The following is a 13,055-nucleotide window of genomic DNA, read 5'->3' on the forward strand; positions in this document are numbered from 1 at the left end:
AGTCATCGGAATTTTAGCATTAGGAGCTTGTGCTTCTAGCAAGCCTTGCCCGGCATACGCCAAAGCACCTGTTTCGGCAAAAAGCAATGGCTAAAAAATATGCTGACCTCAATAGTCAGCATATTTTTTTACATCCTCCAAACTGATTTTTGATTCGCCTAGTATTACGAGCCGTTCTACGACGTTTCTTAATTCTCTGATATTTCCTGTCCAAGGGAATTCCTGCAATTTTTCAAGAGCATCTTTGGTTATGCCTTTCTTCACATCACCATTTTCCTGAGCGATATCTTCCAGGAATTTTTCTACTAAAAGCGGTATATCCTCTTTTCTTTCTTTTAAGGCTGGTACCTGAATCAAAATGACACTAAGCCTGTGATAAAGGTCTTCTCTAAATCTTCCGGCCTCAATTTCTTTCTTTAAGTCTTTATTAGTGGCGGCTAGAACTCTTACATCCACTTTGATGTCTTTGTCGCTTCCGACTCGGTTGATCAGGTTTTCCTGAAGTGCACGTAAAACCTTTGATTGAGCAGAAAGAGACATATCTCCAATCTCATCTAGGAAAAGTGTCCCTTCTTGTGCTTGTTCAAATTTACCAGCGCGCTGTTTATGCGCTGAAGTAAATGCCCCCTTTTCATGACCAAATAGTTCCGATTCAATCAATTCGGAAGGGATGGCCGCACAGTTTACAGCTACAAAAGGAGCCGAGGATCTATTGCTTTTTTGATGAATCCAATGCGCTACTAATTCTTTACCAGTTCCATTCGGTCCAGTAATCAGAACTCTTGCATCGGTAGGTGCCACTTTTTCGATCGTATCCTTTACTCTGGCTATGGCAGGCGACTCTCCGACCATATCCAATTTTTTGGAAAGCTTCTTTTTCAAAACCTTGGTCTCAGTTACCAGATTTTTCTTTTCCAAGGCATTTCGAACAGTCAACAAAAGACGATTCAAGTCAGGAGGTTTTGGGATAAAATCGAACGCTCCTTTTTTGGTTGCCTCAACCGCAGTCTCAATGCTTCCATGTGCCGAAATCATAATGAACTGAGGAGATTTTTCAAGGGCTTTAGCCTGATCCAAAACCTCAATTCCGTCCATTTTAGGCATTTTTACATCGCAAAGGACTACATCAAAATCTTCCTCTTTGATTTTTTGAAGACCCTCTTCTCCATCCTGAGCTTCGGAAACTTCAAATTTTTCGTATTCTAAAATCTCCTTCAAGGAGGCACGGATAAACCGTTCGTCGTCAATTATCAGAATTTTTGGCATAGCGTAAAATAAGTAAAAAAGTGCAAGTCTATAAGCCGGGTTCTGTCTTTCCTGAAATTCAGGAAAGGCTTGCCATTTATCTCGATTCTGATTCACACCAGAACTCTATCGATCTACCCACCCCGGAATTTCGCCGAAGCGAAAATCGAACGAGCAGCTCTTTGCCCGGGGCCTATTTGATCTTTCAACCCATAAGGTTTGCCGTGCCCCCTTCATCACTGTCGGGGCGGTGGGCTCTTACCCCACCTTTTCACCCTTTCCGTAAGACAAGCCTACGGTGGTTTATTTTCTGTGGCACTGTCTGTATATTTTCCGTCACCGGTAAATACCCTTCCCGTTAGGAAGTATGGCGCTCTTTGTTGCCCGGACTTTCCTCCCCAATCCGATAAAATCGAACTGAGGCGACAAGCCGACTTGCACGATGCAAAGTACGGTAATTTTCATAATTCAGTTTTTTAAAAAAGTCTTAAATCCCTTTTCTGAAAAAAAATCAAAAAAAAATCAACCATTTAGAAACATATTCTCTCCTTCCCTGTTTTCTATTCAAAAGGTAAAAAAATTGCCTTTCTTCATAGTGCTGGGTTGAGCCGCTCCGAAAGGGGCGGTTCTTTTTTGTCCCTATTCCACCTAGCCTTAAACCTGTCAAGAAAAGAATTCTTTACCTTTACCCAAAATTGAAGCTGTTATGATTTTGGTAGGAAATGCGGTTTTGTCTGAAGATATCAAGGACCATTTCTTCGTTTGTGATTTAGAAGCTTGTAAAGGAGCTTGTTGCGTTGAAGGAGATGCTGGGGCGCCATTGGAAGAAAATGAAACCAAAATCCTTGAAGAGATTTATCCCATTGTAAAAGATTACATTACTGAGGAGGGAAGAAAGGTAATTGAGCAATCTGGCACCTGGGTAATCGATAAAGATGGGGATAAGGGCACCCCAACTATAGGGGAGAACCGAGAATGTGCGTATGCCCTTTATGATGAAAGAGGCATTTTGAAATGTGGGATTGAGCAAGCGTATCTGGATGGAAAAATCAATTTTAAAAAACCGATATCCTGCCACCTTTATCCAATCCGGGTTACTAAATACGATCAATTTGATGCTTTGAATTACGACCGATGGCATATTTGTGATCCTGCATGCCAGTTAGGAAAAAGTCTTCAGGTTCCTTTATATCGATTTTTAAAAGATGCCTTGGTAAGGAAATACGGAGAAGCTTGGTATGAAGAATTAGTTCACGAAATAGAAGGAGAAAAGTAGGGATATAAAAAAAGCAAGGTCATTTAGCCTTGCTTTTTTTCTTGAATTTATCCGCCAGATTTTTTGGCTCCGTACCCTGCTTGGAGTAATACTTGGAGAACTTTGTCCCGATGGTCTCCTTGGATTAAGATTTCACCGTCCTTTGCAGATCCTCCAACGCCACATTTGGTCTTTAGGAGTTTGCCGAGCTCTTTTAAGTCTTCTTCATTTCCAACAAAACCTTCGATCAAAGTGACTTGCTTTCCAGCTCTTGCCTTTTTGTCCAGCATGACTTTGAGCTTTTGCTGGGAAGGGGGGAGGGTTTCTTGGGTATCGTCAGCGTCGTAATTGTATTCAAAATCATTACTAGTAGAATACACCACGCAGTCGCGCTTTTTCCAGTCGTTATTTTTTTTACTCATTTTAGAATTTTATCTCTTAAAAGTCCATACCGGTCTTTTAGAATGATTGACCACATCCTCAGCAATACTGCCCGTGATCAAATGAATTAACCCGGTCCTCCCGTGAGTGGTCATTGCAATAAGGTCCGCATCTATGTCATCTGCAAATTCCAAGATTCCTGACTCTTCGGAAAGAGAATTGTAGATCTCAGCCTTTACATTTTGGAATTTGTGCTTTTGAACATACGCTTTAATTCTCGCAATTGCTTCTCTGGTGGTTTCAAAGTTCCCTGGAGTATTAACGATCACAAAATAGAATTCAGCATTGAAAAGCTCTTGAATTCTCTTAAATCTGGAAGCTACTTCATTATCTGTATCTCTAAAATCTGAAGCGAATACCACCTTTTTCATTTTGGTAATATCAGTTTCAGCCTTAATCGTGATTACTGGACAGTTTGCGGTACGAACGACCTTTTCTGTATTGCTTCCGACCAAAACCTCTTCGAGCCCTGTAGCCCCCTTTGAACCCATGATTATCAAATCAGGATGCTGCTCTGCAACTGATTCGGAAATTCCTTTAAAAACATTTCCTAAGACAATTTTGGTATGAAATGCATAACCAGAGTCTTTGTGCTGTTTTTCCAATTCGGCAAATTGCTTTTTTCTTCTTTCAATAAGTTCCAAGAAGAAAACTTGATTTTCAAAATCAGGAATTGTATCCAAACCTCCACCCATGGTGCTCATACCCGTGGCAACTGGAGTTTCGATCACATGAAGGAGGTTAAGTTCAAATTGGGGATAATTAGAGCCTAAACTTTTGGCGAAGTTTAACGCATAATTTGAGGGTTCTGAAAAGTCATAAGGTACAAGAACTTTGATCATAGCTTTAGTGATTAGATATTACCAAATTAGCCAAAATGGACAAGGGAAAAAGAATTTTTATCAGGTTTTCCTAAAAAAGTAAGCCTATTCCAAAAAGAATTACCCAAAGCAAGGTGCTCATGGCCATTTTTTTCAAATATGGATCTGTTTCAGCAGATGATTGGGCGTTTTGGACACCATATCCCACTTTCATCATTAATAGCCAAGCCAGCGCAGCGAGTAGGGAAAGATGTTCTTTACTCAAGACCGCAAACACAATAAGAAATAAGTACCCTGAAGCGAGTAAAGCCCAATTGTATTGGACAGCTTTGTCACGTCCGATTCGAACAGGAATTGATTTTTTGCCGGCGTTCTTATCAGATTCAATGTCCCGGATATTATTGATGTTTAGCACAGCTGTACTAAAACAGCCTAATGATATGGCGATAAAAATGGTCAAGGGTTCAAAGCTAAGACTGTGCAAAAAGTAAGTTCCCAATACGCCCAAAAGGCCAAAAAAGAGAAATACCGAGAGATCGCCCAAGCCAGCATATCCGTATGGATTTTTCCCTGAAGTATAAGTGATTGCCGCCCAAATAGCCGCTAGGCCCAATCCCAGAAAAAGAAGAAATATTTTTAAGTCTTGAACGGCAAGAAAGATTAACAGCAATCCTGAGATCAAGGAGAGCAGACCAAAAAGATACATGGCTCGCTTCATCTCTTTCAAGGAAATCAACCCTGATTGGACAGCACGGACTGGTCCCTGCCTCTCTGCTGAATCAGCTCCATGGACAGTGTCTCCGTAGTCGTTGGAAAGGTTAGAAAGGATTTGAAGGAAAATAGTAGTCAAGGAGGCAAGAACGAATATTTCCCATCGAAAGGAATCTTTCCAAGCCGCCAAAAAAGATCCTGCAAAGATGCTGGCTAAGGCCAATGGCAAAGTACGAAGCCTGACTGCATGCAGCCAGGCTTCTTTTTTGGTTTTAATTTCTCTTTTCAAACTACTTGATTGAATCAGGCCTCGATCAATTTAAGAATCTCCTCGTCAAGTGGGTTGACGGCGGAAGGGAAGAATTTGACAAGTTCTCCTTTCTCATTGATGAAGTATTTGCAGAAATTCCAAGAAGGCTCCTCATTGTTCCAACCGTTTTGGGAAGCATCTGAAAGCCATCTGTAAAGTGGATGCTTGTCAAAACCTTTTACCGAGATTTTTTCAAACATAGGAAAAGTCACTCCAAACTCAGTATCGCAGAAGGCTTTGATTTCTTCATTGCTTCCTGGTTCTTGCCCACCAAAATTATTCGCTGGGAACCCTAAAATCACCACTTTATCTCCATAGGTTTCATTAAGTTCTTGAAGTTGAGCGTATTGCTTGGTATAGCCGCACTTAGAAGCCACATTCACCAACAAAAGTTTTTTTCCTTTAAAAGAAGAGAAATCAACTTCTTTTCCGTTGATATCCTTCATTTTGAAATTGTAAAATGAGCTTTCCATAGTTTGGTCGTAAGAAGGGTGGAAGTTTGCCAAGTCTTTAGGTCTCTCTAGAGTTTTGCCACAGGCAAATAAGACAATACTGAAGATTACTAGAAGTGTTTTCATGGTTACATTCTTTCTGGTACTTGAATACCTAACAAACTCATCCCTTTTTTGATTGTTTTCGCCGTGTGAGCAGATAATGCAACACGGAATGCCAAGATAGCCTGATCTTTTTCATGGAATATAGGGACCTCAGCATAAAACCTGTTGTATTCCTTGGCTACCTCAAATAGATATTGGGCAATTACAGAAGGAGAATATTCATCCCCAGCAAGTTTGATTTTACGTTGAAAATCATTCAAAACCTGAATTAAAGCGGTTTCTGACTCTGCCAAGTCCTGAATTGCTGAAAAATCAGCTTTCTGATAATCTACTCCAATTTGTTCTGCTTTTCTTAGAATCGCAGCAATCCGAGCGTGGGAATATTGAACAAACGGACCTGTGTATCCCTGGAATTCAATGGATTCCTGAGGATTAAAAAGCATGCGTTTTTTTGGATCCACTTTGAGAAGGAAATACTTCAAAGCTCCCAAGCCTAAAATTTCATACAATTCAGCAGCTTGTTCTTCGGTGAACCCTTCGATTTTGCCTAATTCTTTGGTGTGATGCTCTGCTGTGTCGATCATTTCCTGAATCAAATCATCAGCATCTACCACAGTTCCTTCCCGAGATTTCATTTTCCCGGTAGGCAAATCCACCATTCCATAAGATAAATGGTAAAGACCTGGGCCATAAGAACGGCCTAATTTTCGCATGATTTTAAACAAGACATCAAAATGATAATCCTGCTCATTACCAACTACATATACGGATTTATCTAAACCGAAATCCTTGTATTTCAAATCGGCAGTCCCCATGTCTTGGGTGATGTAGACTGAAGTTCCGTCACCTCGAAGTACGAGCTTTTCGTCCAAGCCTTCATCCGTAAGATCTACCCAAACTGAACCGTTTTCTTTTTTGAAAAATACACCTTTTGAAAGGCCTTCTTCGACAATGTCTTTTCCGAGAAGATAGGTGTCAGACTCGTAGTAAAACTTATCGAAGTCTACCCCCATCTTTTTATAGGTGGCATCAAAGCCCTCGTAAACCCAAGAATTCATCTTCTTCCACAAAGAAACCACAGCCTCGTCCCCAGCTTCCCAGCTTCTCAGCATTTCTTGAGCTTCAAGGATGATTGGGGCGTTTTTCTTCGCTTCCTCTTCTGTTTGCCCCGCCTCGACTAGTTCCTTGATTTGTTTTTTGTATTCCTGATCAAAAAGAACATAATATTTACCGGCCAAGTGATCACCTTTTAGGCCTGAAGATTCAGGCGTCTCCCCATTTCCAAAATGCTGGTAAGCAACCATTGATTTGCAAATGTGGATTCCTCGGTCATTTACCAAATTGGCCTTAATTACCTCATATCCATTTGCCTTCAGAATTTCTGCAACTGAATAGCCTAGAAAATTATTTCTAAGATGGCCCAGGTGCAAGGGTTTGTTGGTGTTGGGAGAGGAGTATTCCACCATGACTTTTTGCCCATTTTTTGGAAGTTGAGCAAAAGACTCATTCGAATAAAGCTCCTGAAAAAGGTCAACCCAAACTCTTTGGTTTAATACAAGGTTCAAAAACCCTTTTACCACATTAAAATCAACAACTGCAGGAACATTTGCCTTCAAATATTCACCAATCTGATTAGCGGTATTTTCAGGAATGGTTTGGCTGATTTTTAGAAAAGGAAAAACCACAAAGGTGTAACTACCTTCGAATTCCTTTTTGGTAGGAGCTAGGTTTATCTGCTCCAAAGGAAGATCGTGGTTGTATATATTTTGGAAGGCGAGTTGAATGCCTTGACAAATAGAATCTTGTATAGTCATGTTCTTTCCAGATGAATTTCGATCAAGATCGAAATCGGATCAAATCAATTTTGTAAGCTGCAAAACTAGGGAGTTAGCCTTATTTAGCCTAACTATTTCCGTTTCTTCCTCAAACTACCTCAAGGATGTTTAGAAATTATCAACCAAGGAATTGGTGGTGATTTCAAGCACTTCAAAGGCAATTTCAGCCATAGTATTTTCAGTATCCAGAGTTGGATTTACTTCCACGATTTCCCAGCAGCAAACTCTTTTATCCTTAATTAATTCAGCATTGAGCTGTATTGCTTCTTCCACGGTCAGGCCGTCGGGGACAGGAGTTCCTGTTCCTACAGAAATGGAACTATCCAAACTATCCACGTCGAAGGAAATGTAGATTTGCTCGCAATCTTTTAGGATCTCTAATGCCTGTTGAGCTACTTTGCTAACACCCAAAGAACGAACTTCGGCTGTGCTAAAGTTTTTGATTCCATTTTTCGAAATCAATTGATCTTCAGGAGATTCAGTGTCTCTTACAGAAATAAAAACAATATCCTTTGGGTAGATTTTTGGATGATCTCCTCCGATCTTCTTGATTTTCTCCCAATAGGTAATTGTCTCTGCACTTGGGGTATTTACCTGGCATTCTTTATTGTCCAATTGGGTAACCATAGCCAGAGGCATCCCATGCATATTTCCTGATGGAGTAGTATATGGAGTATGCAAATCAGCATGTGCATCAATCCAAATTACTCCCAATCGCTTTTCTGGATGTGCACCTTTGATTCCCATGATTGTACCAGCAGCAGTACTGTGGTCCCCGGCTAAGACGATCGGAAATTTCTTTTCCAGTCTTAAAGATTCAATCGTGGAGTATACATTTTTTAGAACTTGGTAGACTCCATCTATGTATTTGGCGTGTGGAAACTTATTCCCTTTCCAGAGAAAACTATTGGCGTCTGGAACATTAATAGGGTCAAACTGGGTGAAGAAATTTGACTTTTTATCCAGACTAGCAATCTTCAAAGCATCTACACCTAAACTAGCTCCTCTGGTACCTGCAGCAATTTCTGATCGCACTTCGACCAATTTAATCTTTCTCATCTCGGGTACTTATTAGTTATTTGGGCTTAAAATCCCCGCAAACCTACTCAAAAAGCCACGTTTTTCATTTTTAATCATCTCTTATGTGCAAAAAACATTTCGAACATTCCTTTATTTTTTTCGATTTTACTTAAGTGCATTGGAATGAAATCGTGAAAAATAGTTTAGCAGTGCATGGAATTGAATCTATCATTTGTCCCCAATTCATTTGATATACCCCAATAAAAGAGCAATTTTTGCACCCTTGATACTTGATTTAATCCCTCGATAAATGAACAGATACATTGATCTGATAGAGCAGACTTTTGATTTTCCTACCAAAGAATTCCATGTTGAAAACAATGAGCTTTTCTTCAACGGAGTCAATTTGATGGAAATCATCGAGACCTACGGGACTCCCTTAAAGTTGACCTATCTGCCCAAGATTTCTGAAAACATCCAAAATGCTAAGAAGTATTTTTCCGATGCAATCAAAAATCACAATTATCAAGGCGATTATACCTATTGCTATTGCACCAAATCCTCTCATTTCAGCTTTGTCTTGGATGAAGCTCTGAAGAATAATATTCATATCGAGACTTCCTCAACCTTTGATATTCCTTTGGTAAGAAGTCTTTTTGAAAAGGGGAAAATCACAAAAGAGACATTCATCATTTGCAATGGGTTCAAAAGAGAAAAGTACAAGCAATACATTTCTGAACTGTTAAATGATGGATTCAATTGCGTTCCTATTTTGGATAACCTCACAGAGATCGATTATTACCTCGAGCACGTCAATGTTCCATTTCAAGTAGGAATTCGAATAGCAGCAGACGAAGAGCCAAAGTTCGGTTTTTATACCTCCAGATTGGGTGTTAGATACAATGATATCATCAGTCTGTACGAGGAAAAAATCAAAGACAATCCTAAGGTGAGTCTTAAGATGCTTCACTTCTTTATCAATTCAGGCATTAGAGATACTGCGTATTACTGGTCTGAATTGACGCGATTCATTCAGAAATACGTCGAATTGAAGCGTGTGGCACCTAGCCTTGACTCAATGGATATCGGAGGTGGCTGGCCTATTAAAACCAACGTGTTTTTCGACTATGACTACGCCTATATGGCTGATCAAATTGTCAAAAACATCAAGTGGATGTGTGCCAAAAACAACACGGTAGAACCTAATATTTTCACCGAGTTTGGAAGCTATACTGTAGGTGAAAGTGGTGCTGTTTTGTATTCAGTACTGGAAGAAAAACTCCAAAATGATAAGGAGCTTTGGTATATGATTGACGGTTCATTTATCACCCAACTTCCCGATAGTTGGGGATTGAATCAGAAATATATTATGCTGGCTGTGAATAATTGGGATGAGGAATACCACAATATTTCTCTAGGTGGGTTGACATGTGACAGCATGGATTACTACAACTCTGAAGCCCATCAATTCAATATTTATCTTCCAAAAATCGAAGCGGGTAAAAAACAATACATCGGATTCTTCCACACAGGAGCTTACCAAGAGTCTTTGGGTGGATATGGTGGAATTCAGCATTGTTTAATCCCAGCTCCAAAGCATGTGCTTATCGACCGAGATGAAAATGGAAAGGTAAGACATTGGCTTTTTGCAAAAGACCAAACAGAAGAAAGCATGCTCAAGACTTTGGGCTATTGATGAGTTAAAAGACCGAAGACAGAATTAAAAAAGACCGCTTAGAGGCGGTCTTTTTTGGTTTAGGTCTTTAGGATAAAATTATCGTACAGTAATGTGATAGCAAGATTGTTTCCTTTCCTTGATCACATAAATTTTATTGGTTTTTTGGAAGTGGTTAAGGACAGTTTCCAAATGTTTCTGCGCCTTTTGATCAAAGTTTCTCACCCCATTAAATCGAATATAAGAAATGTCAAATGACACCCCATATGAATGGGAGCTGTTTCCTGCAGTGGCGTTTCTATTTCTTTTTTTAAGATTTTTCTGCTGTCCCATGGTGCGCGTGACCGAGGAAACGGTGAAAAAATTTCCTTCTCCAGCAAGAACCTCATACATCTGCCCAATCTCCTCCAAAACCTTTTTAGAATGTTGGGTAACATAGGGGTGACTGTAGGTTAAAGATTCGACTCGATATCCTGAGCCTTTATTCACTTCTACCAAGACCTCGTCGGTTAGCAATTGATAGAGTTCCCATTCGTTATCAATTAATCCCACGCCATTTTCTTCCGCAGCTAGAAGGTGATCCTCATAAACATCTTTTTCTAGTCTCCCTTTTATTTTTGGAAGTCCTGAAATTTCTGGCAGCTCTTCTGAAATAGGAATTGTAGATTCGGAGCTAGAGAATTCTTCCTCTGATTCAAAAAGATTCAAATTAGAATCATTCACATTTTCTGTTTGATATGGTTGGTAGATGGCGACGGCTAATGCGCCAAGAGAAAATAGGCTGAAAAAAGAGAAAATTAGAATTCGAATACTCTTATCCATGTAAACTAGGCTTCACTACAGAGTGAGAAACTTGGGTTTATTCCCTAAAGAAATAGAATTAAGGCTTTTTTCCAAACAAAAGACCGCTTATCGGCGGTCTTTTGTTTTTATCCTTCTTTCAGAATTTGATCAAAATAACTTATCGTCTTTATCAGTCCTTCTCTCAAAGGGATTTTTGGTTCCCAATCCAATTCTTTCTTGGCTAGATCGATTACAGGTTTTCTTTGCAAAGGATCATCTTGAGGAAGAGGCATAAATACCAATTTACTCTTGCTGTTGGTCAATTCAATTACCAGTTGAGCTAACTCAAGCATGGTGAACTCTCCAGGATTTCCGATGTTCACTGGCCCTGTAAATCCAGCTCTGGAATTCATGAGTTTATACATCCCTTCTATATTGTCATCGACATAGCAAAACGAGCGAGTCTGCTTACCATCACCATAAATCGTGATGTCCTGACCTTTCAATGCCTGGACGATAAAGTTGGAAACCACCCTTCCGTCATTTGGATGCATTCTTGGACCATAGGTATTGAAGATTCGCATCACTTTGATCGCCACTCCATGCTGTCTGTGGTAATCAAAGAATAAGGTTTCAGCGCATCTTTTGCCTTCATCGTAGCAGGCTCTTGGACCCAATGTATTTACATTACCGCGGTAAGATTCTGGCTGAGGATGTATTTCAGGATCACCGTAAATCTCCGAGGTTGAAGCCTGTAAAACTTTGATTTTTAATCTTTTTGCCAATCCAAGCATATTCATTGCACCAATCACAGATGTTTTGGTGGTTTGAACTGGGTCAAATTGGTAATGGATAGGTGAGGCTGGACAGGCGAGGTTATAGATTTCATCCACTTCCACATACAGTGGATGAGTCACATCATGTCTTAATAATTCAAATCTCTTGTTATCAAGAAGATGGTAAATATTTCTTCTGCTGCCTGTGAAAAAGTTATCAACGCAAAGTACCTCATGGCCTTCAGCCAAAAGCTTATCACAAAGGTGGCTGCCCAAAAATCCTGCTCCGCCACTTACTAAAATTCTTTTCATTTAATCTTTCAAAAGGGTTTTGACTTACTGCCAAAAATAAGGATTTGTAGGGGAATTCATAGATCAGATTTTTGGCAGTGTAGTCAATGCCTGAATTTCAGGATTTTTTCTTCATCCAAAGCAAGGCTTCTTCAACTCCTCGTATTTCAGCTAATCCTTTTAATCTACCTATTGCGGTATATCCTGGATTTGCTGTCTTTTTATTTAAATCATCCAACATCTGATGGCCATGATCAGGTCTCATCGGCAAACTTTTTCCTCTTCGTTCCTGAGCTTTTAAGATCTCATCAATAACCTCTACCATTGGGACATTTCCCTCCAAGTGATTATCCTCGTAGAAATTGCCTTCTGCATCTCTTTTGGTACTTCTCAGGTGAATAAAATGTATTCTATCTCCAAATTCTCTAACCATTTCAGGAAGGTTGTTATCAGGTCTTACTCCATAGGAGCCAGTACAAAAAGTAAGTCCATTGTGGTGGCTTGGGGTTTCGGAAAGAATTCTTCTTGCATCAGCAGCGGTACTTACCACTCTTGGAAGTCCGTACAAAGAAAAAGGAGGATCATCCGGGTGAATGCACAAAAATACTCCTGATTCTTCTGCTACCGGGGTAACGGCATCCAAAAAGAGGCGAAGATGTTCAGCTAATTTCTTAGCATCAATTCCTTCATAAGTTTTGAGCATGGCCTTGAATTCATCCATTGTATAACCGATTTCTGAACCAGGCAGGCCTTTCAGGATATTGTCAATGATCAATTGTTTTGCTTCAGGGGCTAATGCCTCATAATAAGCTTTTGTTGCTTCTATTTCCTCTTTGGAGTATTCCTGAAAGGCTTCGGGTCTTTGCAAAATGAACAAATCGAAGGCCACTACCGCTTTTTTCTCATACAATAGTGCTTTTGCCCCGTTGGGAAGCTCGTATTCCAGATTAGTCCTTGTCCAGTCCAGAATAGGCATAAAGTTGTAGCAAACCGTATATACGCCTTCTGAAGATAGATTTCTGATTGTTTCCTTATAGTTCTCAATGAGTTGGAGATAGTCACCTGTTCTGGTTTTTATTCTCTCATGTACGGGAACAGATTCTACGACTGACCAGGTTAATCCTGCTTCTTCTATAGTATTCTTTCTCAATCGAATTTCTTCTCTAGACCATACTTCCCCATTTGGAACATGGTGTAGTGCAGTTACAATTCCTGTAGCACCTGATTGTCTGATATCGCGAAGGCTTACTGGATCTTTGGGACCATACCAACGCATGGTTTGTTCCATTTTAATGCTCATGGAAATAAATTTTAATGTTTTTTTAAAGGCTACTA

At 39.9% G+C, this 13,055-nt stretch carries 12 protein-coding genes and 1 other RNA gene; 2 read left to right on the forward strand and 11 right to left on the reverse strand.

The features are described 5' to 3' along the window. Positions 1–108: 108 nt before the first annotated feature. Both DFQ04_RS02500 and rnpB read right to left on the reverse strand, forming a co-directional pair. Positions 109–1,266: a sigma-54-dependent transcriptional regulator gene (locus DFQ04_RS02500; RefSeq protein ID WP_133552352.1), complete on the reverse strand. Its 1,158-nt coding sequence runs from the start codon at positions 1,264–1,266 to the stop codon at positions 109–111. A 15-nt stretch (positions 1,267–1,281) separates the two neighbouring features. Continuing rightward, positions 1,282–1,687: RNase P RNA component class A (rnpB, locus tag DFQ04_RS02505), an RNA gene on the reverse strand. 264 nt (positions 1,688–1,951) lie between these two features. Here rnpB and DFQ04_RS02510 point away from each other — a divergent pair. Next, entirely contained in the window at positions 1,952–2,521 is a 570-nt protein-coding gene (locus DFQ04_RS02510; protein WP_133552354.1) for a DUF3109 family protein, read from the forward strand. 47 nt (positions 2,522–2,568) lie between these two features. Here DFQ04_RS02510 and DFQ04_RS02515 read toward each other — a convergent pair whose 3' ends face one another. From DFQ04_RS02515 to rocF, 6 genes are all read right to left on the reverse strand, one after another. Continuing rightward, entirely contained in the window at positions 2,569–2,922 is a 354-nt protein-coding gene (locus DFQ04_RS02515) for a translation initiation factor (protein ID WP_133552356.1), read from the reverse strand. 9 nt (positions 2,923–2,931) lie between these two features. Further along, the gene (locus DFQ04_RS02520) at positions 2,932–3,783 is read right to left on the reverse strand and encodes a universal stress protein (RefSeq protein ID WP_133552358.1); all 852 of its coding nucleotides are present in this window, start codon (positions 3,781–3,783) and stop codon (positions 2,932–2,934) included. Positions 3,784–3,853: 70 nt separating this feature from the next. Continuing rightward, positions 3,854–4,762: a 1,4-dihydroxy-2-naphthoate polyprenyltransferase gene (locus DFQ04_RS02525; RefSeq protein WP_133552360.1), complete on the reverse strand. Its 909-nt coding sequence runs from the start codon at positions 4,760–4,762 to the stop codon at positions 3,854–3,856. A 14-nt stretch (positions 4,763–4,776) separates the two neighbouring features. Further along, entirely contained in the window at positions 4,777–5,361 is a 585-nt protein-coding gene (locus DFQ04_RS02530) for a glutathione peroxidase (RefSeq protein WP_133552362.1), read from the reverse strand. A gap of 2 nt (positions 5,362–5,363) precedes the next feature. Further along, positions 5,364–7,154, reverse strand: coding sequence for an arginine--tRNA ligase (gene argS / locus DFQ04_RS02535; RefSeq protein WP_133552364.1), 1,791 nt, complete (start codon positions 7,152–7,154; stop codon positions 5,364–5,366). A 129-nt stretch (positions 7,155–7,283) separates the two neighbouring features. Then, entirely contained in the window at positions 7,284–8,234 is a 951-nt protein-coding gene (gene rocF / locus DFQ04_RS02540; RefSeq protein ID WP_133552366.1) for an arginase, read from the reverse strand. A gap of 271 nt (positions 8,235–8,505) precedes the next feature. On the opposite strand from rocF, the gene DFQ04_RS02545 reads away from it, so the two are divergent. Beyond that, complete coding sequence (locus tag DFQ04_RS02545) at positions 8,506–9,891, forward strand: arginine decarboxylase (RefSeq protein WP_133552368.1); 1,386 nt, start codon at positions 8,506–8,508, stop codon at positions 9,889–9,891. A gap of 78 nt (positions 9,892–9,969) precedes the next feature. Here the strand turns inward: DFQ04_RS02545 and DFQ04_RS02550 are convergent, their stop codons facing one another. The 3 genes from DFQ04_RS02550 to uxuA form a co-directional block, all read right to left on the reverse strand. Then, positions 9,970–10,692, reverse strand: coding sequence for a DUF5715 family protein (locus DFQ04_RS02550; RefSeq protein ID WP_133552370.1), 723 nt, complete (start codon positions 10,690–10,692; stop codon positions 9,970–9,972). Positions 10,693–10,799: 107 nt separating this feature from the next. Further along, on the reverse strand, positions 10,800–11,741 hold the full coding sequence (locus DFQ04_RS02555) for a UDP-glucuronic acid decarboxylase family protein (protein ID WP_133552372.1): 942 nt from the start codon (positions 11,739–11,741) through the stop codon (positions 10,800–10,802). A 97-nt stretch (positions 11,742–11,838) separates the two neighbouring features. Beyond that, positions 11,839–13,020: a mannonate dehydratase gene (gene uxuA, locus DFQ04_RS02560; protein ID WP_133552374.1), complete on the reverse strand. Its 1,182-nt coding sequence runs from the start codon at positions 13,018–13,020 to the stop codon at positions 11,839–11,841. Positions 13,021–13,055 lie beyond the last annotated feature (35 nt).

This window comes from Algoriphagus boseongensis (assembly GCF_004362805.1).
Classification (GTDB): domain Bacteria; phylum Bacteroidota; class Bacteroidia; order Cytophagales; family Cyclobacteriaceae; genus Algoriphagus; species Algoriphagus boseongensis.

Excerpts from the sequence above, each read along its gene's own strand:
- DFQ04_RS02500 (WP_133552352.1), bottom strand. The coding sequence starts at position 1,266 with ATGCCAAAAATTCTGATAATTGACGACGAACGGTTTATCCGTGCCTCC.
- DFQ04_RS02510 (WP_133552354.1), top strand. The coding sequence starts at position 1,952 with ATGATTTTGGTAGGAAATGCGGTTTTGTCTGAAGATATCAAGGACCAT.
- DFQ04_RS02515 (WP_133552356.1), bottom strand. The coding sequence starts at position 2,922 with ATGAGTAAAAAAAATAACGACTGGAAAAAGCGCGACTGCGTGGTGTAT.
- DFQ04_RS02520 (WP_133552358.1), bottom strand. The coding sequence starts at position 3,783 with ATGATCAAAGTTCTTGTACCTTATGACTTTTCAGAACCCTCAAATTAT.
- DFQ04_RS02530 (WP_133552362.1), bottom strand. The coding sequence starts at position 5,361 with ATGAAAACACTTCTAGTAATCTTCAGTATTGTCTTATTTGCCTGTGGC.
- argS (WP_133552364.1), bottom strand. The coding sequence starts at position 7,154 with ATGACTATACAAGATTCTATTTGTCAAGGCATTCAACTCGCCTTCCAA.
- rocF (WP_133552366.1), bottom strand. The coding sequence starts at position 8,234 with ATGAGAAAGATTAAATTGGTCGAAGTGCGATCAGAAATTGCTGCAGGT.
- DFQ04_RS02545 (WP_133552368.1), top strand. The coding sequence starts at position 8,506 with ATGAACAGATACATTGATCTGATAGAGCAGACTTTTGATTTTCCTACC.
- DFQ04_RS02550 (WP_133552370.1), bottom strand. The coding sequence starts at position 10,692 with ATGGATAAGAGTATTCGAATTCTAATTTTCTCTTTTTTCAGCCTATTT.
- DFQ04_RS02555 (WP_133552372.1), bottom strand. The coding sequence starts at position 11,741 with ATGAAAAGAATTTTAGTAAGTGGCGGAGCAGGATTTTTGGGCAGCCAC.
- uxuA (WP_133552374.1), bottom strand. The coding sequence starts at position 13,020 with ATGAGCATTAAAATGGAACAAACCATGCGTTGGTATGGTCCCAAAGAT.